The sequence below is a fragment of the Sinorhizobium sojae CCBAU 05684 genome, assembly GCF_002288525.1.
GTDB classification, from domain to species: Bacteria; Pseudomonadota; Alphaproteobacteria; order Rhizobiales; family Rhizobiaceae; genus Sinorhizobium; species Sinorhizobium sojae.
On sequence record NZ_CP023068.1, the window covers coordinates 365,119 to 386,156 of the forward strand.

Annotated in this window: 18 protein-coding genes; 12 read left to right on the forward strand and 6 right to left on the reverse strand. The window is 62.9% G+C overall.

Translation table 11 applies throughout. The features are described 5' to 3' along the window. Nucleotides 1-2: 2 nt before the first annotated feature. From SJ05684_RS19400 to SJ05684_RS19420, 5 genes are read right to left on the reverse strand one after another with little or no spacing between them, the layout of a single operon-like run. A complete protein-coding gene (locus tag SJ05684_RS19400; protein ID WP_034854493.1) occupies nucleotides 3-677 on the reverse strand; it encodes a hypothetical protein in 675 nt (224 codons plus the stop codon). A gap of 35 nt (nucleotides 678-712) precedes the next feature. Continuing rightward, a complete protein-coding gene (locus SJ05684_RS19405) occupies nucleotides 713-1,735 on the reverse strand; it encodes an LLM class flavin-dependent oxidoreductase (protein ID WP_034854492.1) in 1,023 nt (340 codons plus the stop codon). A 56-nt stretch (nucleotides 1,736-1,791) separates the two neighbouring features. Next, nucleotides 1,792-2,256, reverse strand: coding sequence for a hypothetical protein (locus tag SJ05684_RS19410; RefSeq protein WP_034854491.1), 465 nt, complete (start codon nucleotides 2,254-2,256; stop codon nucleotides 1,792-1,794). A 35-nt stretch (nucleotides 2,257-2,291) separates the two neighbouring features. Beyond that, nucleotides 2,292-3,413: a hypothetical protein gene (locus tag SJ05684_RS19415; RefSeq protein ID WP_034854490.1), complete on the reverse strand. Its 1,122-nt coding sequence runs from the start codon at nucleotides 3,411-3,413 to the stop codon at nucleotides 2,292-2,294. Beyond that, complete coding sequence (locus tag SJ05684_RS19420) at nucleotides 3,410-4,120, reverse strand: N5-glutamine methyltransferase family protein (RefSeq protein ID WP_034854489.1); 711 nt, start codon at nucleotides 4,118-4,120, stop codon at nucleotides 3,410-3,412. The genes SJ05684_RS19415 and SJ05684_RS19420 overlap by 4 nt, the downstream gene beginning before the upstream one ends. A gap of 198 nt (nucleotides 4,121-4,318) precedes the next feature. Here SJ05684_RS19420 and SJ05684_RS19425 point away from each other — a divergent pair, with 198 nt between their 5' ends. From SJ05684_RS19425 to SJ05684_RS19480, 12 genes are all read left to right on the forward strand, one after another. Then, on the forward strand, nucleotides 4,319-5,638 hold the full coding sequence (locus tag SJ05684_RS19425; RefSeq protein ID WP_034854488.1) for a lipopolysaccharide biosynthesis protein: 1,320 nt from the start codon (nucleotides 4,319-4,321) through the stop codon (nucleotides 5,636-5,638). Next, the gene (locus SJ05684_RS19430) at nucleotides 5,635-6,783 is read left to right on the forward strand and encodes a hypothetical protein (protein ID WP_034854487.1); all 1,149 of its coding nucleotides are present in this window, start codon (nucleotides 5,635-5,637) and stop codon (nucleotides 6,781-6,783) included. Before SJ05684_RS19425 ends, SJ05684_RS19430 begins: the two co-directional genes overlap by 4 nt. Nucleotides 6,784-6,933: 150 nt before the next feature. Then, nucleotides 6,934-8,520 carry a GumC family protein gene (locus tag SJ05684_RS19435; RefSeq protein WP_034854486.1) on the forward strand — a complete coding sequence of 529 codons (1,587 nt, stop codon included), beginning with the start codon at nucleotides 6,934-6,936 and terminating at the stop codon, nucleotides 8,518-8,520. Between the two features lie 10 nt (nucleotides 8,521-8,530). Further along, nucleotides 8,531-9,859, forward strand: coding sequence for an O-antigen ligase family protein (locus tag SJ05684_RS19440; RefSeq protein WP_034854485.1), 1,329 nt, complete (start codon nucleotides 8,531-8,533; stop codon nucleotides 9,857-9,859). Next, nucleotides 9,852-10,607, forward strand: coding sequence for a polysaccharide deacetylase family protein (locus SJ05684_RS19445; protein WP_034854484.1), 756 nt, complete (start codon nucleotides 9,852-9,854; stop codon nucleotides 10,605-10,607). Before SJ05684_RS19440 ends, SJ05684_RS19445 begins: the two co-directional genes overlap by 8 nt. An 11-nt stretch (nucleotides 10,608-10,618) precedes the next feature. Beyond that, nucleotides 10,619-11,860, forward strand: coding sequence for a glycosyltransferase family 4 protein (locus tag SJ05684_RS19450; protein WP_034854483.1), 1,242 nt, complete (start codon nucleotides 10,619-10,621; stop codon nucleotides 11,858-11,860). A gap of 275 nt (nucleotides 11,861-12,135) precedes the next feature. Continuing rightward, nucleotides 12,136-13,233: a glycosyltransferase family 4 protein gene (locus SJ05684_RS19455; RefSeq protein ID WP_244426633.1), complete on the forward strand. Its 1,098-nt coding sequence runs from the start codon at nucleotides 12,136-12,138 to the stop codon at nucleotides 13,231-13,233. Nucleotides 13,234-13,248: 15 nt separating this feature from the next. Continuing rightward, entirely contained in the window at nucleotides 13,249-13,641 is a 393-nt protein-coding gene (locus SJ05684_RS19460; protein ID WP_034854482.1) for a VanZ family protein, read from the forward strand. A 14-nt stretch (nucleotides 13,642-13,655) separates the two neighbouring features. After that, a complete protein-coding gene (locus SJ05684_RS19465; RefSeq protein ID WP_034854481.1) occupies nucleotides 13,656-14,654 on the forward strand; it encodes a glycosyltransferase family 2 protein in 999 nt (332 codons plus the stop codon). Beyond that, nucleotides 14,651-16,828, forward strand: a complete 2,178-nt coding sequence (locus SJ05684_RS19470; protein WP_034854480.1) for a glycoside hydrolase — start codon at nucleotides 14,651-14,653, stop codon at nucleotides 16,826-16,828. Before SJ05684_RS19465 ends, SJ05684_RS19470 begins: the two co-directional genes overlap by 4 nt. A 223-nt stretch (nucleotides 16,829-17,051) precedes the next feature. Continuing rightward, nucleotides 17,052-18,071: a capsular polysaccharide export protein, LipB/KpsS family gene (locus SJ05684_RS19475; protein ID WP_034854479.1), complete on the forward strand. Its 1,020-nt coding sequence runs from the start codon at nucleotides 17,052-17,054 to the stop codon at nucleotides 18,069-18,071. A 256-nt stretch (nucleotides 18,072-18,327) separates the two neighbouring features. Beyond that, on the forward strand, nucleotides 18,328-20,136 hold the full coding sequence (locus tag SJ05684_RS19480; RefSeq protein WP_095694320.1) for a methyl-accepting chemotaxis protein: 1,809 nt from the start codon (nucleotides 18,328-18,330) through the stop codon (nucleotides 20,134-20,136). A 333-nt stretch (nucleotides 20,137-20,469) separates the two neighbouring features. On the opposite strand, the gene SJ05684_RS19485 is transcribed toward SJ05684_RS19480, so the two are convergent. Further along, nucleotides 20,470-21,036, reverse strand: coding sequence for a TadE/TadG family type IV pilus assembly protein (locus tag SJ05684_RS19485; protein ID WP_050979993.1), 567 nt, complete (start codon nucleotides 21,034-21,036; stop codon nucleotides 20,470-20,472). Between the last annotated feature and the right edge of the window lie 2 nt (nucleotides 21,037-21,038).

Below are 21,038 nucleotides of genomic sequence, written 5' to 3' on the forward strand. Positions count from 1 at the left end.
CGTTAGAGAATGCAGCCGCACCGCGCGGCGTGGGCGTAGGACGTCAGCGCAGCTCGCCGGGCTCGCCCGTCCGCAAGGAACGCGTCGACGACCGGCCCGACGTCGTCTGGCCGGTCGCGTGCCCAATGGCCAAGTCCGTGGAGGGCAGCCTCCTGGCACGCAACCGAGCCGAGCTGCAGCGTTCTGTGCATGACCTCGATCGCCGCCCGGTGCAGGTTGTCGCAATTCGGATCGTCCGGCAGTGCCAGGCAGGGAAAGACGTCCCACCACATATAGCAGACCATGTTCAGCGGCTTTGTCCCGGGTTCGCCTATGTGACCCAGTACGGTGGCACATCTCGGTGCGAACAGGTCGGTGAAGATATGCTCGATCGCCGCGACGCAGCGGAGGCGCTCCTCAAACGCTGTGCACTGGCTGTAGAACCACCCGTTGTCACCCGAAGCGCTTGTGTTCAAGAGATAGGTAAGGCCCTGCGCAATCTGCGCATCGGAAAAACCGGAGAGCGACTGCTCAGTCGTTGAAAAGAGCTTGGTAAAATACTCGATGGCGACAGGCGGCTGCGGATCCCACCATGGTGGGTCGTCGTCGAAGAACCACGGATTGCCGTGCGCGCGGACGGACGGGCCAAAGCTGTGCTGAAGCCAGGCATCATAGCTCATGTCCCGCACGGCTGGCATCGTGGTCCTCCGCCGAATAGACGCTCGAATGCGTGTCAGCGCCAGCCAAGCGCGGGCGCGACATGGGTCAGGATAGATTCGATTACATGGGCGTTGTAGTCCACGCCAAGTTGGTTGGGGACAGTTAGGAGCAACGTGTCGGCTTCCGCTATGGCCTCGTCTCTAGCCAGTTGCCGGATAAGGACGTCTGGCTCCGCAGCGTAGCTGCGGCCGAATATGGCCCGTGTCTTTTCATCGATGAAGCCGATCTTGTCCTCGTTCTGGTTGCCATACCCGAAAAAGGCGCGGTCGCGGTCGTTTACCAGCGCGAAGATGCTGCGGCTGACGGAAACGCGCGGCTCGCGCTCGTGGCCGGCTGCCTTCCAGGCTTCGCGGAAATCCCGGATCTGATCGGCCTGCTGGATATGGAAGGGAAGCCCCGTCTCGTCGTCCTTGAGCGTGGAGCTTTGCAGGTTCATGCCGAGCTTGGCAGCCCAGACCGCGGTGGCGTTCGAGCCGGCGCCCCACCAGATCCGCGAGCGCAATCCCTCGGAATGCGGTTCAACGCGCAGAAGGCCGGGCGGATTGGGAAACATCGGTCGCGGATTGGGCTCCGCGAAGCCTTCGCCACGAAGGACGTCGAGCAGAACTTCCGCATGCCGCCGGGCCATGTCGGATTCGTTCTCGCCTTCTGCAGGCGCGTAGCCGAAGTAGCGCCAGCCGTCGATCACCTGTTCGGGAGATCCACGGCTGATGCCGAGCTGCAGGCGACCGCCGGCGATCAGATCGGCCGCGCCCGCGTCCTCGGCCATATAGAGCGGGTTCTCGTAGCGCATGTCGATCACCGCCGTACCGATCTCGATGCGCTTCGTTCTGGCGCCGATGGCCGCCAGGAGCGGGAATGGCGAAGCGAGTTGACGGGCGAAGTGGTGCACGCGGAAATAGGCCCCGTCTGCCCCGAGTTCCTCTGCCGCGACCGCGAGGTCGATGGACTGCAGGAGGGCATCGGAGGCAGAGCGCGTCTGCGACTGGGGAGAAGGCGTCCAGTGCCCGAACGATAGAATGCCGATCTTCTTCATAGTCATGCCTTTCAACTGTTCGAACGGTGCGCATTGGGCGCTACGGGATCGTGATATTAGCGCGCTTTATCTGATGCCTCTTTGGATAGCTGATCAAACGCGTCGATTTCGATGGCACGAATGCCCACGCGCCAAAAGACATAGCCACTGGCGATGCCGCTGAGTGCCAAGGGCGCCGCGTAAACGAGAACGTGACTGGCAAAAGGATTGGAAACTGAGGCGAGCACGCCGATGACGCCGGTCAATGCGCCTCCTGTCATATAAGCCATTGGCCCTTTGATGTCGCGCCGTCGGCAGAATGCAACGACCGAGAGCGCGGGCAATAGAGAGGCGGCAGCGGTAAAGGCCGCGAGGCCGAACAGGGATGCCGCGAAGCTGTCCAGAGGGTGCAGAACGTGCCCCGCGAGAAGTGGGTTCGCGCCGAGAAAATACCAATGGGCGCCGTACCAGAAGAGGAGGTCGATTGCGGCCTGAAGCACGGATGCCGCGGCAAGACCTGCCAGGAAATTCGCACCGATCATCGGCCAATCGGTTGGTCTAGTCGGTTTTGTGTCATTCATCGCTTGTCGAAGCGGCCGCCAATCAGCCGGCTCCAATGTTCGCCGGCAAGGCCGTTGATAAACCCTTGCGAATGTCGGAAGGCCTCGAGGAGTTCCGCGTCGCGCGAATGAATGACCGTCGAGGCCGCGTGGACGAATCCGATTCGACGCCCCATCATCGCTTCGAGAAGCGCGGGCTGGGTTCTCCCGTTCACAGCCGCGGCGCCGCGTGCGGCGGCATGGTCGATCAGACAGTCGAGAACCGAGCCGGCCTGTCCCGGCAGAGCAAGAACCTGGAGCACACGGGCAATTCCGCCTCGCCGCATGTGGTAGAAAAAGGCGCCGACCGGCGCGCCGGTGCGTGCCTTGACTGCGGCAAAATGGGGTTCTCCATAGTCCGGCTTCTCGGTCGCATCACCAAGAATGTGGGCTAACTGAGCTTCCGTCCAGGCCGGCTGCACGGCGAACTGTCGGGTCAGGAGCGGGAAGAGTTCGGCAAAGCTTTCCCGGTCAATATCCACGATCTGCAAGGCTCCCGGCGTGCTTGCCTCCGCCGGCACGGCTGACCAGCGCAGCTCGTGCCGGTTCATTCTGCCGCGGTATCGCCCATCGAATGCGCGAGCGAGTGGAGCCAGGCTGCGGGCCGGGCGCAGCCTGCGGGCGACGAGGTCCAGCGCAAAGGCAGCCGGCCGAATGACGCGTACCCAGTCGAGACTGTATTGCGGCAGCACGATCCCGCGCAGCCGCGTCCACATCTGCGTCGAGACTTCGCTGGCGGTTTCGCTGAAGGAAAGATCCTGCGGTCCGGCTAGAAAGGCCTTCAGCAGCCGGGCGCCGGCCATCGGGTCGCTGTCGCGGTCCTCGACCATCAGCGAGCCGCAGATCGCGGCGCGCAGCCTCCGGTCGTTGTGACGCATGGGCAGGATATTGACCCCCACGAAGCCGGAGATCCGGCCGGCATCGTTGACATGCACCAGCGGACTGATTTCCGGGTCGCAGCCGGGCGCTTCCAGGTAGAGATGGCGCAGATAGGCGGTAAGCCCCTGCGGTGGCCCCTTGTCGTTGTTGCGGAAGATTTTCTGGAACAGACCGGCGACGGCGGGGATGTCTTCCGACGTCAGCGGACGGATGTTGCTCATCGAGCCTCGCCCCCGTTGGCGGCGAGCTTGCACGTGATCGCCACGCGCGGCTTACCCGTCGCATCCTCGGCGAAGCGCACCGCCTCATAGACTTTTGCACGGGCGAGAAGGGCGGCCGCCTGCCGATCCTGACCTTCTCCGAATTCGAAGAGCAGCCAGCCGCCGGGCTTCAGGAAGGCGCTCGCCTCCCGGACCAGCCGCTGGTGAATGGAGATGCCATAGGGGCCGCCGTCGAAGGCTTCACGTGGCTCGCCTTCGAGGAGGTGGGCGCTATCGCCTTCTAGCCGGGCGGTCGAGATATAGGGCGGGTTGCAGACGATCATGTCGACCGCGCCTTCGAGGTCGTCTCCCCGTAGGGAGGCGAAGAGATCACCCTGCCGAATGGAGACACGGTCCTGCAGCGAGAGGCGCTCGGCATTGCGTCGGGCGAGCGCGACCGTGCTGTCGGTCAGATCCGCCCCCCAGACCCGCGCCGACGGGACCTCCGCAGCGATTGCCAAGGCGAGATTGCCCGAGCCGCAGCACATGTCGATCACCGTTGGGGGCCCCTCCCGGTGGCGAAGGATGGTGACAGCGCTGCGTCCGAGCAGCTCCGTTTCTTGCCGCGGCACGAGCACCTCTGGCGCAAGCTCGAGCTCGATCTCCATGAAGCGAACGAGGGGCGGTCGGCCGTCGGCCGGGCGGGTTTGGTTGTCGTCCTGCAGCACGAACGCTCCTTCGGTCGTCGGATGGTTTCGCGCGGACCCTAGCGCAGGCAGGTAAACGGAAGCTGAAATGCAATTGAGCTGCTGCTGTTAACCGCACAATCACCTGTCAGCGCTAAGTTGCGCGGCAACCGGCGAAAGCGGGCCGGCGAGAAGCCTGCTCCCACGCTGAGATATTACGACCAGTGCAAGGCTGAATGGATGACTTCGGAAGGCGCGACGGAACCGAAAGGCTACAGGGCCCTTCTGCCGATGCTGCTCTCCTATGCCGCGTCCGGCGGCAGCCTCGTCATCAGTTCTGCGGCGCAGCTTCTTACCTTTGCCATTCTCGCGCGTTGGCTCGGCGTTGACGAGTTCAGCGTCTTCGTCGCCATGACGGCCGTCGCCAACATCGCCGTGCACCTCTGCGGACTCGGTTCGATGGAATGCCTCGTGCGCCGGGTTGCTCGCGACCGCACGATCTATCCCGTGATGCTCGGTCACAACATCATCCTGACGGTCGCCAGCGGCACGGTGCTGGTTCTTGTCGGCGCTTTCATCCTGCCGTTCTTCTTCAGCCTGTCACCGGACCGGGTCACGAACATCGCCATGGTGACGGTGATGCTCGTCACCAATATCGTGCTCGTCCGGCTGATCGTGCTCGCCGAGCAGATATTCATCGCCCATTCCGACTTTGCCTCGGCAAATGCGGTGGTCGTCGGCTTTGCCGTAGCGCGCACGGTGGCGGCCGCGCTCGCCTGCATCGTCTTCAGCGTCTCGACAGTCGCCGCCTGGGTCGTCTGGCAGTTCGTCTGCCATCTCCTTGTCGCGATGGTCTGCCTGCATGTGCTAAAACGCCTCGGCAGGCCGCGCTATGCCATCGTGGGGGAAGAGTTGCCACAGGGTCTCTATTTCGCCATCCCCTTCATTCTGCGTGCTCTTAGGCAGAATGCGGACCTTCTCGTCCTGAGCCTTGTCACCACCGCCGAGCTCGTCTCGAGCTACAGTGTCGCCCGCCGGATGCTGGAAAGCAGCTACCTCTCGGTAGAGGCACTCAATCGGCTCATCTATCCCGGCTCTGCGAGGCTGTCGGCCGCGGGCCTGCACCACGCGCTTGACCGTGTGCTGCGGGTGCTCGCCGCTGCGACGGTCATCGGCGTTGCGGCGGCGGTCGCGGTCTTCCTCCTGGCGCCGGTGCTGCCTTATCTCTTCGGCAGTGAATACGTCTCCCTCGTCGGCTTCGTTCGACTTCTCTGCTGGGTCGTCGTGCCGCTCGCGATCTGGTCCGTGGCCGTGGAAGCACTCGGCGCCTCCGGATATCACGCTCCGCGTGCGGCGGTGATGGGGCTCGGCAGCGTTGCCGGCGCCGGTCTTGCCGCCTGGGCGAGCTGGTACGCGCCGCCGACGGGGACACTCATCTCGTTCTACGTGATCGAGACTGCCATGGTGGTTGCTGCCTGGGGCGTGTTCCTGCACTTCGTGCGGCGCGACCGCGAGAGCGCCGCCCGGCAGGTGCTCGCCCCCGGCGAGGCTGGCGCATGACGGTCGAGCTGCTGCAAGCGCGGTCTTTCGCGGCCGCCGAAGGCTATGGCGATCGCAAGACGTCGATCCGCGCCATGGAACGGGTGGACTTGCCGGCCGTCGCAAGACTGTTCAACAAGGTCTTCCGCCAACGGCATCGCGGCACCGGGGACGATCTGATCCGATATCTGGAAGCGGTCTTCTTCGGCAGCCCGCATTATGCGCCGGAACATGGCAGCATCGTGCATGAGAATAGCGATGGCCGCATAGACAGTGCCATTCTCTCGGTACCAATGGAGTTCACCGTGAATGGCCGGCGCACGGTGGCTCGCCTTCTGTGCGCCTTCATGGTCGATGGCAGGGCAGGCGCCGCGGGAGCTGCGCGGCTTGCGCGCACCGTGCGGGCGGCGCGGCAGGAGATGTGCTTCTCCGACAGCTCGTCACCCGTGAGCGCCGATCATTGCACGGCCGGCGGCGGCATCATTCTGCCGATCCAGAGCCTTGAGTGGCGCCGCGCCTTCCGACCACTCGCCGCCGCGGCGTTGCTCGCCGGGCGCAAGATGCCCTTACTTGCCTCCCGCCCGGTGATCGGCGCCCTCGGATGGGTTGACCGGGTGCTCCGCCGTTGGCGGCCGTCGCTCAAAGCCGAATTCGCCGCGGGGTGCAGCACGGAAGCCTCGAGCCTCGACGCATTCTTCGAGTGCGCCGCGCCGATGCTGGAGCGGTTTTCGGTTCGTCCGAACTGGTCGAAGCGCGAATTCGACTGGCTTGCCAGCGTCGCCTCGCTGAACCGGAGCCTTGGGACACTGCAATGTGGGATCGTACGCTCCGATGACGGCAGGGCGATCGGCGCTTTCCTCTTTTTCGGAAAGGCGAAGCGCGCTGCCCATGTGCTCAACATCCTGTGCGAAGCCGGGCGGGAACTCGATGTTACAACCGCGATGTTCCGGAGCATCGACAAGGACGGTTATGCGGTCGCGGCCGGTATGGGCCAGCCCTTCTTGATGAATGCAATTTCGCGCCAGCGCTGGCTTTCTTTCCGGCACCGCGGCTATTTCTGCATGGTGACTCGCCATGCGGATCTCAAGGAAGCGGCCCTCGCCAATGACATCTATATTGGCGGGCTTGCGTCGGAAAGCTGGAGCAGGCTGCTGACCGATTTCTGATCGGCGGCGGCCGTCGGCGGGCTTTCGATGAAAGGTTACCGGGCATCGGCGAGATTAACCGAATGTTCACCCTGCGAGCCTAAGTCTTAATCATTACTGCGCGCAGCAGGGGGCGTGCTCTGTTGCGAGCACGCGTGGGGAAGACGAGGGATGTACCGGCCGAGCGAGCCCGAAGGACAAGCATTGCGCCTTGAGAAGCGCTTTGAACGGCCGCACTCGCGCCGCGGGTCGCTGCTCGATCTCCTGCCGGCAGGAAAGGAGGCGACCGATCCTCAGCCACACGAGGTTCCTGCTCTTGCCCCGGTCGTTGCACAATCTCCAAGCATAGCGGAACCCGAGCCGTCACGAGTCAGCGAGTATTTGCCCGGGCTTCCTTTGCTCGGCAGCATCGGAATCGATCACATCGTCGCCTGGCTTCGCGACAGCCTGCGCTGGATCGTTCTTGCACTCGTCGTCTGTGTCGCCGGTGCCCTCGGCTATGCGATGATGGCGACGCCGCGATACACGGTCTATACAGACATCGTCGTCGATCCCTCGAACCTTAATGTCGTAAGCGACGACGTCTTCATGAACAATCCGCAGCGCGACGCGCAACTGCTGGAGGTCGAAAGCAAGCTCAGGACCCTGACGTCGCGAAACGTCCTGGAACGCGTCATCAGGAAGCTACGTTTGACGCAGGACCCGGAATACGTGAAGCCGACGCCGCTTTCGATGCTGACGGCCCTCTTTGCGTCCCAAGACGCGAAGGCCGGCAAGGAACTGGCCGTCATGCGGGCACTCTCCGAGCGGGTCGAGGCGCGCCGCGAGGAACGGTCCTTCGTCGTTGTTCTGAAAGTCTGGAGCGAGGCACCGGACAAGGCCGTCATGCTTGCGGATGCGATCGTCGATGCCTTCGAGGCGGAACTCTTCCAATCGGCCGCAGAGAGCGCCGGCCGCGTCGCGGAAAACCTCAATGCACGGCTCGATGAATTGCGCCGGAGCGTGACTGACGCGGAAAAGAAGGTCGAGGATTTCCGGCGGATAAATGGACTGCAGTCTGCCAATGGCGAACTTGTCAGCAACCAGCTGTCGGGCGAACTCAACAGCCAGGTACTCGAAGCGCAGCAGCGTTTCATCCAGGCGGAAACCCGTTACAAGCAGATGAGCGCGGCGCTTGCGCAAGGGCAGGCCGCCAGGGCCTCGGTCTTCGAGTCGGCCGACATGACCAATCTCCGCCAGCAGTTTAATACCGTGCAGCAACAGATCGGCTCGATGCAGCTTACCTATGGCGAGAGGCACCCGCGCCTCGCCGCGGCGCGCTCGGAGCGCGCGACGCTCGAAGCAGCGATCAATCAGGAGGCTCGGCGAATAGCGGAACGCGCGAAGGCCGATTTCGATCGGGAACGCTCGGCGCTCGACGCCTTGCGGGTGAAAGCGAATGACGAGATATCGAACGTCTTCACCGACAATGAGGCGCAGGTCCATCTTCGCGACCTCGAGCGCGACGCGCGCACCAAGGCGGCGGTATATGAAACGCATCTCGCCCGCGCGCAACAGATCACCCAACGTCAGCAGATCGATACGACCAATGTCCGCGTCATCTCGCGCGCGATGCCGCCGGAGTCGCGAAGCTGGCCGCCGCGTACGGTCATCCTGCTGATCGCCGGCGCCGTAGCAGGTCTTGCGATCGGCGTCACCGTGGCTCTTACCCTCGGCCTGTGGAGATTTGTTCGCGGCCACCAGCGCGCGACCACTTAGGGCCGCGGGCATGAGCGGCACAGGCTTTCAGGAAACCAGCGCGCAGGACATGAGACTGCGCCTTGGCACCTTCCTTTTCATGGCGCTCTTCCTGTTCCTGTGGGTCTCGATCGACCCTTACGTCGATCTGACGGGCGAGGCTGTACTCGATCCTTCCGCCGGGAACTCCAACCGGCTGAACCAGATTCTCGCGCTGTTCTTGACCGCCGGAATGTTGGGATACGGGCTGCTCCACCCGATGCGCGGCATCATCCTGCAGCCTCGGGTGCTACTGGCGCTGCTCTATTCGTGGTTCTTCATCACCTCCGTGATCTCCGTCCATCCGATGCTGGGGGTCAAGGGCATCATTCTCTCGACGATGATGACACTCAATGCCAGCATCTATCTGCTGCTGCCGGCCTCCGAGCGACACTTTGCCAAGATGCTCGGCATCGGCACGCTGATCATGCTGGGCTTTGCCTATTATGGCGTTCTGTTCAAGCCGACGCTTGCCATCCACCAGGCATCGGAACTGCGCGAGCCGATGAATGCGGGGCTTTGGCGCGGCCATTTTCCGCACAAGAACAGTGCGGCTGCGGCAATGGTGCTCGCCGCCTTCTTCGGCCTTTTCGTCATGAACCGCTGGTCGCGCCTCGCGGGCCTTGCGATCGTCGCTCTCTCCTTCCTTTTTCTCGTCAATACCGGCGGCAAGACGTCCACCGCCATGCTGCCGGCGATCCTCTTGCTCGCCTGGCTATTCGAAAAGCTGCGCTTCCTGCGTATCCCGATCGTCATCGGCGGCGTCGGGTTGTTCAATCTCTTCGCCGTCGGCTCGGCCGTCTTCAGGCCGCTCGGCGAATTCATCGCCGGGCTCGGCATCGATGCGACCTTCACGAACCGTGCCGACATCTGGCGTTTCGCCTTTTCCGCTCTCGCCGAGCGGCCATTGACCGGTCATGGCTTCAAGGGGTTCTGGCAGACGGAGGAACTGGTTTATAGCGGCGGCACGATCGAGACCTGGGCCGTGGCAGCAGCCAACGGCCACAATTCCTATCTGGATATCGCGCTGACCACAGGCTTCCCAGGGCTTGCTCTGACGCTGATCTGGATGGTCGTGCTGCCGCTGCGTAACATATCGCGCATCGGCCCGGAACACGAGCACTCGCATCTGACGCGTCTCTTCATCCGTATCTGGCTCTATACGATCTTCCATGCCGGCCTCGAAAGTCTCTTCTTCGAGGGCGGCAGTCTGCTTTGGTTCACCTTCATCTTCGCACTTTATGGGTTGCAACTGCAGTCGAGCGCAGCGCTGACTGCCGCGCCCGCTCACGTGAAAAGGAGTCGCGTCGCTCATGCTTGAATGGCAGGGGAGGATCGGTTCGCTTGTCGACCGCGTGGCAAATCGGCTTATCTGGAAGTTCGCGCTTGCTCGGCGCGAACTCGAGACGGATGTGCCGCTCGTCTCCTTCACCTTCGACGACGTGCCGGAGAGTGCGCTTCGCGAAGGCGCAACCATTCTCGAGCGGCACGGCGTTCGCGGCACCTTCTATATCGCGGGCGGACTGGCCGGAAAGGTCGAGCCGGATCGGACGCTGATCACGCGGGAAGGGTGCGGCGAGCTTCTTGCGCGCGGCCATGAAATCGGCTGCCACACCTATGCGCACCGCCGAATACGCGACATTCGCCGTCTCGACGGGGATCTCGATCAGAATGCGGAATACCTGAAGAGCGCCGGTGTGGCGGGAACTGCGCGCAACTTCGCCTTTCCCTACAATGCCGCCTGGCCGCCTGCGCGGCGCCTGATGCGCCAGCGCTACCGGACCTGTCGCGGCGCCGGCGAGGCGATCAATCGCGGGGCGATCGACCCGCTGATGATCAAGGCCGTCGAAATCCGTCAGCCGGAACAGCATGCAAGAGACCTGACGCGGTGGATCGACGATGTCGCCGACCGGCCGGGCTGGCTCGTCTTCTTCACCCATGACATCGCGCCCCGGCCAACGCCCTATGGCTGCACGCCGGAAACCTTCGATCATCTCGTCCGCCACGCGGTTGACAAGGGATGCCGCGTGCTCCCCGTCGATCGGGCGTTGGACGCGATCAACTGGTAGGAGCAGTCCGGGTGCCCACGCTCGACTCGGCCGGAAGACGCCTGCTGGCAATCAACAACTATTACTATCGGCGCGGCGGGGCCGAGGCGGTGTTCTTCGACCATATGCACATGTTCGGCGAGATCGGTTGGGATGTCGTTCCCTTCGCCATGCAGCATGACCAGAACGAAACGTCGCCTTGGTCGGACTATTTCGTCTCCGAGATCGAATATGGCCGCAAGACCGGTCCGCTGCGCAAGGTGGCCCAGGCGGCGAGCGTCATCTATTCGGTCGAGGCCCAGCGAAAGATCCGGCGATTGGTCGATCGCATCCGACCGTCCGTCGCCCACGCGCACAATGTCTACCACCATCTGTCGCCGGCGATCTTTTCCACGCTGAAAGCCGCGGGTATTCCGGTGGTGATGACGGTGCATGACCTCAAGCTCGCCTGCCCTTCCTACAAGATGCTGCGCGCCGGCAAGGTTTGCGAGGACTGTCGCGGGGGCAGGATCTACAATGTGCTTCGCCACCGTTGCGTCAAGGATTCGCTGCCGCTCAGCGCGGTCGTATTCGCGGAAACCATGCTGCACCGGCTGCTCGGGCTCTATCGAGACAAGGTGGACCGGCTGGTGGTGCCGAGCAGCTTCTATCTGGAGAAGCTCGTCGAATGGGGCTGGCCGCGGGAGAAGATGGTTCACATTCCGAACTTCGTCGATGTTTCCGCCTTCCGCAGCGACTGGCAGGAGGCCGACTATTTCGTCTTCGCGGGGCGTCTCGCTCCGGAAAAGGGGATCAAGACCCTGATCCGGGCAATCGCGCTCGCAGGAGAACGGCTCGTCATTGCCGGAACCGGGCCGGAGGAGGAAAGCCTTCGGCAACTGGCTGGCGAAGTCGGTGCTGACGTGACTTTCACAGGCTATCTCTCCGGCGAGAAATTGCATCGGCTGATCGGCGAATGCCGCGCCCTCGTGCTTCCGTCGGAGTGGTACGAGAATGCACCGATCAGCCTCCTCGAGACCTACGCGCTCGGCCGACCCGTCATTGGCGCAGCGATCGGTGGTATTCCGGAAATGGTGCGGGAGGATACGGGACTGCTGGCACTCTCGGGAGATGTCGAAGATCTCGCAGGCGCCCTAAGCCGGATGGCGGCACTTTCGTCGTCCGAGCGCGCGCGCCTGGGGGCCGAAGGCCGGGCTTGGATCGCCCGCGACTTTTCCGCAGCCGCCTACCGGTCGAGGACCCTTGACCTCTATGCGGCGCTAGGCGTTCCTTGAATTTCGGGCGACACGTCCGATTTCGGCCATTCCCGTAAAAATTTAGCGATGTTCTTACGCCGACCGAAAGTGGCGAGCCCTAAAAGAGGTGTCCAAAGGGAACCTCCCGGGGCTTAACAACCATGAGCAGTAGGTCTGCAGTCTCGCGCGTCCAAGGTCCGCAACAGGCGCCGCTTGCGGTGAGCTCGAGCGGCCAGGCGCTCTCGGTCGAAGAAATTGACGGGTATTCGCCGCGCCTGCCGTCCATCGCCAGAACGGGCGCACGGCAGCGCGTGATGATGCTTGGGCTGCGCGGAATTCCGAGCGTCCAGGGCGGTGTTGAAAAGCATGTGGAAATGCTTGCGGCCAAGCTGGCGGCGCAAGGCTGGGGCGTCGAGGTCGTCGGGCGACGGCGCTATCTTGCGCAGTCCCCGCACTCCTCCGGACATGGGATTCGCGTCTTTTCACTCTGGGCGCCGCGCATGATGGCGCTTGAAGCGATCGTGCACACCTTCATCGGCGTCTGCTTCGCCGCACTTCGGCGTCCCGATATTCTGCACATTCATGCGATCGGTCCGGCTCTCATGGTGCCGCTCGCGCGGATGTTCGGCTTGAAGGTCGTCGTCACCCATCACGGCTATGACTATGATCGGCAGAAATGGGGCGGGTTTGCCAAAGGGATGCTGAAGCTAGGCGAGCGCCTGGGCATGAGGCTCGCGCACGGTCGCATCGCAATTTCAAAGGAAATTGTGGAGACGATGGGCGCGCGCTATCGCGTGCCCGTCTCCTTTGTCCCGAATGGCGTTGCCGTGGCGCCATGGCGCGGCGAAAGCGGCGTTCTGGAGGAGTTCGCACTCGGGAGGCGCCGCTACGTGCTGCTTGCCGCGCGGCTGGTGCCGGAAAAGCGACAGATCGATCTCATCCGGGCTTTCGCCAGGCTAGGCGACGCCGGCTTCAAGCTGGTGCTGGCAGGCGGCGCCGAATTCGAAACGCCCTACGCGCGCGAGGTGAAGGCGATCGCGAGCCGCGTTCCAGGCGTCGTCCTTACGGGCTTCCAGACTGGTGAAAGGCTCACGGAACTCTTCGCCAATGCGGCGCTCTTCGTCCTACCTTCAAGTCACGAAGGCATGCCGATAGCGCTGCTGGAGGCGATGGCCTATGGCCTGCCAGTGCTGGCGAGCGACATCATTGCCAATCGCGCGCTTGGCCTGCCGGACGAAGACTATTTTCCCCTCGGGGATATAGAGGCGCTTGCTGCGGCGATCGCCGGAAAGCTCGGAAATCCGCCGAGGGAGGAGAAGATTCTCGCTCGGATGGCGCATGTCGAAGCGACCTATAGCTGGACGAGCGTCGCGCAGAAGACGCTCTCCGTCTATGGAGCGCTGAAGCGATAGGAAGGCAGTCGGATCATGAACATCAGGCGTGCCGTCTCTCTCATCGCATGGCTTCTTTTTGCGGGGATCGTCTATTCGACCTTGTCGCCGCTCGGCATGCGGCCGCATGTCGGCGGTTGGGTGCAACTCGAAAGATTTGGCGCCTACGGGGCGCTGGGATTCAGCTTTGCCATGGCCTATCCAGGGCGGAAATGGCTCGTGCTGGCGATGCTGCTTGCCGGCGCGGCCGGTCTTGAGCTGCTGCAGATGGTTTCGGCCGACCGCCATGCGCGGTTCGGCGATGTCGCCGTCAAAGTGGCAGGCGCGGCATCCGGTGCTGGCGCGGTCTGGCTCTTTGCCCGCCATGCGCAGCGCTTCCGGCCGGCCGTGGCCGGCATAATTCAGAACGCAAGTCATCGCGGATCCTGAGCCGAGGGGGCACTTTGTCGATATCCGTTATTATCAAGACATTGAATGAGGAAAAGCGCATTGCCGCGACGATCGAGAGCGCGCTCGCAGCGCTGAAAGGCAAGGGCGGCGAAGTCATAGTCGCCGACAGTGGCTCGGCCGATCGCACGGTGGAGTTCGCCGCCCGCTATCCCGTCACCATCGTCCAAATCGCGCCGCCCGCGCGGCCGAGCTGCGGGATCGGTCCGCAACTCGGTTTTCAGTATTCCCGTGGCGAGTATGTCTGTCTCATCGATGGAGACATGCTGCTGGATGGCGGCTTTCTCGACGAAGCCGTCCGCTTCCTTGCCGACAATCCCTCGATTGCCGGGGTGACGGGTCACATCGAGGAGATGCATGTCGCCAATCTCGAGTTCGCGCGGCGAGTAAACCGCAACGCGCCAGAGAACCGCACGGGAGCGATCGATCGCATGAATGGCGGCGGCCTCTATCGGCGTCGCGCCATAGAAGACGTCGGTCATTTTTCGGATCGGAACCTGCATGGTTACGAGGAATTCGACCTTGGCATCCGGCTGCGAAACGCCGGTTGGGGGCTCCATCGCCTCGACCGGCGCTTCGTCCAGCACTTCGGCCACACCGTGAATTCCTACCGGCTGCTGGTTCGCCGCTGGAAGACCAAATATCTATTCGGAATCGGCGAACTCCTGCGGGCCTCGCTCGGCAAGCCTTACTTCCCTCAACTCATGAGGGAGTTGCCGGAACTGAGGCTCTGGACACTCATCCATCTCTGGTGGCTTTTCTGCCTCGGCCTTGTCCTGTTTCTGCCCGACAAGATTCTGGCGTTTGCCGCTATTCTCGCCATGCTGCTTGGCGTCGTGGCGCTCGCGAGCGCCAAGAAGCGCAGCCTCGGCATGGGGCTCTACACCGTCGTCGCCTGGTTCTTTCATGCCGCCGCCCTTCCGGTTGGCTTGCTCCGGCGCCGCGAACGGCCGGATGCGCCGATCGAGAGCAGAATCCTTGGAAAGCCGGCATGAAGATCGTCCGTCTTCTCACTGCAGCGGCGATCGCCTGCGGCTGTTGGATACCCCAGGCAGGCGCTTCGGACGAATGGGTGCCCGTTCGGGAGGTTTCGCTTGAAGTGAAGGCCGCAAGCCCGCTCGACTTTTCGGCCTTCCTGCCGAACGGACCAATCGATGCCGGGCATCGCCTCGTCGCCGGCGCCGGAGGACGGCTTGCCTATGCGACCTCGCCGGAGGAACCGGTCCGGATGTTCTGCGCATCGCTTGCCTGGAGCCCGGCCTCCGGTGGCTTTCCGGATCATGCCGGCGCCGACCGTTATGCGCGCCAGCTCGCGCTCCGTGGTTACAATATTGCGCGGCTTCACTTCACCGATGCGAGCCTCATGCACGATCGTCAGAAGGACTTCGATTTCGATCCCGAGACGCTTGATCGCATCCATTATCTGCTCGCGGCGCTGAAGCGAAACGGCATCTACTGGATCATTGACGGGCTTTCATCGTCGCGCGGCGCCTATGGCGGCTATGACGACCGCTGGGAGGCGGGTGGCGACCTCAAGCTCCGCCTGCATCTCGACGAGGAGGCGTTCGAGCATTGGAAGACGCTGCAGGAAAAGTTCCTTGCAAAAATCAACCCCTACACCGGAATCGCGCCCATTCGCGACCATGCCCTGGCGCTTATCATTCTGGCCAATGAAAACGGCATCGAATTCGACAGCGTCGTGCACGAGCGTCCCGGCAAGCCTCACTACGACGAGACGCTCGCCGCACCCTTCAATCGCTGGCTCGCAAAGCGCTACCAAACGACCGATGCCCTGGCGCGAGCCTGGGGAGAACTCGGCGACGACGAACGGCTCGCAGCGGGAACGGTGAGGCTCCCGACCGAGCGCTATACGGATTTGGCGCGCATGCGCGATCTGCAGGCCTTCTTCATCGAAACGGAACGAGCTTCCGTTGCGCGGATGAGCAAAGTGTTGCGCGACCTCGGCTATCGAGGCCTGATCAGCAGCTATAACAACTGGCCGACGGTGCAGACCGGTTTAAGCCGGCGCGAACTCGAAGCGGTCACCATGAACACCTATCACGATTGGGTTGGCGGCTACGCGCCGGGCAGCGCCCTCCTGCAGGCGAGTTCCATGGAAAACAGCGCCAATTACATGCGGATGGCCGCGGCCGCACGCTGGTTCGGAAAACCCTTCATCGTCAGCGAATACGACCACCTTTTCTGGAACCGCTACCGCTACGAGGCAGGGCTCGTCATGCCGGCCTATGCCGCTCTTCAGGGCTGGGACGCGCTCTGCCGGCACGGCCATGGGCCGATCGTGCTCGCCTATGGCGAACCATATCCGCACAAGCGTGCGATGCTCCCTTATGCGATCGCCCTCGATCCGGTCGCCCGCGCCGGCGAGACGCTCGCCGCGCTCATCTATCGCCGGGGGGATGTCGCCGAGTCCGGCATCGCGGTTCCGTTTGTCGTGCGTGGCAAGCAGGATCTTTCAGAGGACATGCAGGCGCGGGAGCCGGAGCGGCTGACGGATCTTGCGCTGGTTGGCAGGATCGGCTTGCTTCAGGCGGTCAATTCGGATGGAGAAACCGAAGTCGGCCAGCCACGCCCTGATGGCGCCTGGAACGTTATGAAGGACTTGCGCAGCAGCGGTCGCCTGCCACAGGGCAATCGCACCGACATCGAGCGCGGCCTCTATGAGAGTGATACCGGTCAGCTACTGCTCGACCGCACGAGCGGGCAACTCCGGGTCTCGACGCCCGCGACAGAAGCGGCGGCGTTTTCCTCTCTTCGCCAGCCGGTCGATCTCGGCACCCTGCGTATCGAACAGGCGGACGGCAATGCCCTTGTGGCACTCTCGGCGATCGACGGGGGCAATGCCCTTACGAAAAGCCGTCGTCTGCTCTTGATCTTCGCGACGGATGCCCAGAATACCGGCATGGTCTTTCGTGACAGCGAGGAGCGCATTATCGAAGACTTCGGCAGCCTGCCGGTCCTGATTCGAAAAGGCCAGGTCGCCTTGGCGCTGTCGAGGACGGCGGGGACATGGCGCGTCTCGCCCATTGGTCTCGACGGAACCGTCTATCCGCCAGTGCGCGCGGGAACCGGTGCCGTCACCTTCCGCCTTTCCAACGACACTCCGTACGGGCCGACTACCTATTTCCTGGTCGAGCTTGATGATGGCTGATAACACGGCCAAGAATGCCGGCTTTCGGTCGGCTAAGGCATTGGCCCGAAATCGTATCCGATATTCGGGAAGCTCGGTGCGCAGATCCAAAGAGCTACAGCGACCTTTGCGCGCCTGAAGACACGCGCGGCGCTGTAGCGATTGCATTTCCTCGGCTAACCTGATTTTTGATCCTGGCGTCGGCCGGACGGTCGATGCGAGGCGTGTGTGGGTGTCGCAACGAATGGATAATTTGCCCGAGATCATCGGCAAGGCCTGGTGGCCGAAACAAGGCAGCAGGCTCGGAGCGACCTTTTTCGTGCGCCGGGCCTTTCCTTGGCTCAACCGCTATTTCGGCGAAAGACCGCTTGTCTCGACCCTGTCGCCGGGGATCGCAGGTATCGTTTCCTGGGGCGGGCGAATTCCGGCAAAGACGGCGATGGCAATTGCCGGTGCCCGACGGCTTCCGCATTGGCACCTGGAGGACGGCTTCCTGCGTTCGGTCGGCCTGGGCAAGGACGGCGCCGCTCCGGTCTCGATCATTGCAGACGACCTGGCGTTGCCGGTCGACGGAGGCCGGGAATCGCGTCTCGAACTGCTGATCGCCGACGCGGCGGACGGCGGGCACGAGGCCGCCGGAAAGCAGGTCCGCGAGCGTATGGTTCGCCACAGGCTTTCGAAATACAACAACCTGCCGCATCGCCCGCCACGGATCGAGCGAAGCAGCCGCAGGCGCATCCTCCTCGTCGACCAGGTCCTGGGCGATGTCTCGGTCGAACGGGCGCTTGGCAGTCGCCACTCGTTCGATCGGATGCTCGACGACGCTCTCGCGAGCGGCGCGCAATGCGTCGTTCGTACGCATCCGGACGTGATGGCCGGCTATCGGAAGGGCTACATGACCGCGCGCGCAGCCCGGACACGCGGCGTCGTCCTGCTAGCCGACAAAGTCTCGGTCGCCTCTATCCTCGATGTCGTTGACGAGGTCTGGACCGTCTCCAGCCAGGTCGGTTTCGATGCCCTGCTGCGGGAGATGCCTGTCCGCTCCTATGCCATGCCCTTTTATGCCGGATGGGGGCTGACGGAGGACCGCGCAGCGCCGGCCGCCCAAGCGGCACTGGCGCGTCGCGCGGCGCGGCCATCGATCGAAGCGCTGACCGCCGCAGCACTCGCGCTTTATCCATGCTACCGCGACCCGGCGACTTGGCAGCCGATGGACGTGTTCGGGGCGATCGATCTCCTGGTCGCCGCAACCGAGCGAGCCTGACGGACGTTGCCATATCCAAATTGCGCAGGGAAATATCCGCTGGCGTCGACAGGCTGCGCATCTTTACGATTCCGCAACCATCGGCTGCGCTAATCTGCGGAACAACTAATCCATCGCCAGGCGGAAGATTCGCGCGGATGGTTATCTCGCAGTCTGTGGATGATTTCTGCGCCTGGCGGCGGTTGAACTTGGATCGTTGCTTTTTTGTTTAGTGGCGAGGATTCCCCAAGCGGGAAGAGGATGTTCGGGGCAAATCATGAAATTCAACATTGCGCGGGGCATGATAGTTTTCGGAACGATCATCGCGATCGGGCTCCTGGTCTCCATCGGCATCAAGACGTACGCCTTCAACAAGCTGCGGGTGAACGGTCCTGTCTACACCCAGATCGTCTACGGCAAGGATCTGGTCGCCGATATCCTTCCTCCGCCCCTCTATACGGTCGAGTCCTACATGCTGGCGATGGAGGCAATTGCCGATCCGGCACTTGCCGCCAAGGACATGGAGAAGATCGCCGCATTAAAGGGCGCCTATGACGAGCGGCGAGATTATTGGAAGAAATCGACGGCGCCCGAGAGACTGATGGGGAAGTTGGAGAATGAAGTGCTCTCCAGGGCCGATCTCTACTGGGCGGTCATGGAACAGAAGTTCCTCCCCCCAATGCGCAAGGGCGACGTCAACGCTGCGGAGCGCGCGTTGGCCGAACTGAGGACGAGCTTTCATTATCATGAGGTCGCCGTAAACGAACTGGTGACGATGGCCGTCGCCTTCCAGAGCGAACAAGAAATGGCTGCGGCCGCGGATACGGGCCGCCTTTCGGCGGCCGCCGTCATAAGTTCGGTGATCTCGGTCGGCCTGCTCGCAGCCGGCCTCTTGCTTTTCCGCCGCAGGGCCGTCCGGCCGCTGGCGGCGATGTCCTCCTACATGGAGACGCTGGCCGCCGGCGACTACGGCCGGGCCGTCCCCTATTCGGACAGGACGGACGAAATTGGCGCTGTGGCGAAGTCGGTTGGAATCTTTCGACAAGCGGCGATCGAACGGCGCAATGCGCGCGAACGCACAGAGGAGGAGCGCCGGGAACGGGAAGAGCAGGAGGCGGCTCTGCGGCGGCAAAAGGAAGTGGAAGAGCAAAACCGGCTGATGGTGATTGAAGAGCTCAGCAGGGGACTGAGCCGTCTTTCGTCAGGCGATCTATCGACCCGCATCGACGTGGCCTTCACCAGCGAGTTCGATCAGCTCAGGACTGAGTTCAACGGTAGTGTCGAGCGGCTAGCCGAAACTATTTCCGGCGTACTTCAAGCGACGGCGCGCCTCGGGTCGAGTTCGTCGGAAATCGCCGATGCTGCCAATGATCTCGCAAGCCGCACCGAGCAGCAGGCGGCCTCGCTCGAGCAAACGGCAACGGCCTGCGACGAGATCACGGCAACCATGCGCAATTCACTGGAGCGCGCACGCGAGGCGAGCCTCGTGATGGGCACGGCCAAGGACGGAGCGCAACGATCCGCGGCCGTCGTCCGCGATGCGGTCGCGGCGATGGAGCGGATCGCCGGATCGTCGGCGCGCGTCCAGCAGATCATAAGTGTCATCGACGAGATCGCGTTTCAGACCAATCTGCTTGCCCTGAATGCGGGCGTCGAGGCTGCCCGTGCCGGGGAGGCGGGGAAGGGTTTCGCCGTCGTCGCGCAGGAGGTACGCGAACTCGCGGGGCGCTCTGCCAATGCCGCCCGGGAGATCAAGGCGTTGATCGATACGTCGACCCGCGAAGTCGCGGATGGCGTGCAACTCGTCAACCAGACCGGCTCCGCGCTGACCGGCATCGAGGATCACATGCTGCAGGTCAGCGGCTTGATCGGCGCCATCGTCGCAGCGGCCGATGAGCAATCCTCGGCGCTTGCGGACATCAATGCGGCGCTGCAGCAGATGGATAGTGTCACGCAGCAAAACGCAGCAATGGTCGAGGAAACGAATGCGGCCTGCCGCGCGCTGAGCGAAGAGGTGCTTGATCTTGGTCAGGTCGCTGGACGGTTTCGGACAAGCCCGATTGCACGGGCACGTCTTGCAGCATAATTGCTTAGGGGACCTGGAGCCGGCCCATATCCGCCGAACGCATCCCGGACATGTGCGTCGTGCTCGGCCGGCGCATCGCATCTGGGGTGGCAACGTGCCAGCGGCTGGAGCCGCTGGCACGATAACCCGGGGCATCATGCCCGAGGCTGCCTTGCACCCACGCATAGAATGTAAGCTGCTCCACCGGTCTTGGGCTACCGCTTTGCAATTGGTACCTTATCCACTCTGCGAAATTCCTATACGCGGAGCGCACAATAGTGAATACGCCCTGTCTCAGCCCACCGTTATCGCCGGATAGAGCGAGGCGTATCAAGCCTGATTGTAGAAGCTCATCTAACCGTAGGTGATCGTATCGCCATTTCTCGGGCGGATGAAGAAATGCTGATCATAGTTATAGGTGCCGCCCCCGGTGAAGCTCTCGAATAAGCCGGAGAAGATCGTGTCGAGCTTGTATCGGACGCGGGTCACGACCATCTGGACGCCTTTTTCCTTGAGCTTCTTCGGCACGTCGACGGGAGACTCCTCGCCTGTGGAAAGCGGTTCCGTGCCGTAGGCGGCCGACCAATTGACGGTCGCCTTGCCGTTGTTGGCGATGTCGACGACACATAAGAGGATGGTCAGATCGTCCACCTCATATGGCTGAAGGATGGAGCTGACGCCCGTAAGAATGGTACTGACGCTCGCCTTCGTCCAAGTGCTCTGCATGGCAATGATCTCGCTGGTCGTCGTCGAGACCTGAGCGACCTTGCGGCGAACCGTCAGCCCCTGTCCGAGATCGACGAGACCGGCGAGCAGCAGCAGCATGAGCGGCAACAGCAGCGCGAACTCGATTCCCGCGGCGCCCTCGCGGCCCGTACGGAAACGCTTGAACAGGATGGTGGAGGGTCTGGGGGATTTCATCC

Coding starts and splice junctions, on each gene's coding strand:
- SJ05684_RS19460 (WP_034854482.1), top strand. CDS start 13,249: ATGAACATCAGGCGTGCCGTCTCTCTCATCGCATGGCTTCTTTTTGCG.
- SJ05684_RS19485 (WP_050979993.1), bottom strand. CDS start 21,036: ATGAAATCCCCCAGACCCTCCACCATCCTGTTCAAGCGTTTCCGTACG.
- SJ05684_RS19475 (WP_034854479.1), top strand. CDS start 17,052: ATGGATAATTTGCCCGAGATCATCGGCAAGGCCTGGTGGCCGAAACAA.
- SJ05684_RS19400 (WP_034854493.1), bottom strand. CDS start 677: ATGCCAGCCGTGCGGGACATGAGCTATGATGCCTGGCTTCAGCACAGC.
- SJ05684_RS19430 (WP_034854487.1), top strand. CDS start 5,635: ATGACGGTCGAGCTGCTGCAAGCGCGGTCTTTCGCGGCCGCCGAAGGC.
- SJ05684_RS19480 (WP_095694320.1), top strand. CDS start 18,328: ATGAAATTCAACATTGCGCGGGGCATGATAGTTTTCGGAACGATCATC.
- SJ05684_RS19470 (WP_034854480.1), top strand. CDS start 14,651: ATGAAGATCGTCCGTCTTCTCACTGCAGCGGCGATCGCCTGCGGCTGT.
- SJ05684_RS19445 (WP_034854484.1), top strand. CDS start 9,852: ATGCTTGAATGGCAGGGGAGGATCGGTTCGCTTGTCGACCGCGTGGCA.
- SJ05684_RS19425 (WP_034854488.1), top strand. CDS start 4,319: ATGACTTCGGAAGGCGCGACGGAACCGAAAGGCTACAGGGCCCTTCTG.
- SJ05684_RS19405 (WP_034854492.1), bottom strand. CDS start 1,735: ATGAAGAAGATCGGCATTCTATCGTTCGGGCACTGGACGCCTTCTCCC.
- SJ05684_RS19440 (WP_034854485.1), top strand. CDS start 8,531: ATGAGCGGCACAGGCTTTCAGGAAACCAGCGCGCAGGACATGAGACTG.
- SJ05684_RS19455 (WP_244426633.1), top strand. CDS start 12,136: ATGATGCTTGGGCTGCGCGGAATTCCGAGCGTCCAGGGCGGTGTTGAA.
- SJ05684_RS19410 (WP_034854491.1), bottom strand. CDS start 2,256: ATGATCGGTGCGAATTTCCTGGCAGGTCTTGCCGCGGCATCCGTGCTT.
- SJ05684_RS19435 (WP_034854486.1), top strand. CDS start 6,934: ATGTACCGGCCGAGCGAGCCCGAAGGACAAGCATTGCGCCTTGAGAAG.
- SJ05684_RS19415 (WP_034854490.1), bottom strand. CDS start 3,413: ATGAGCAACATCCGTCCGCTGACGTCGGAAGACATCCCCGCCGTCGCC.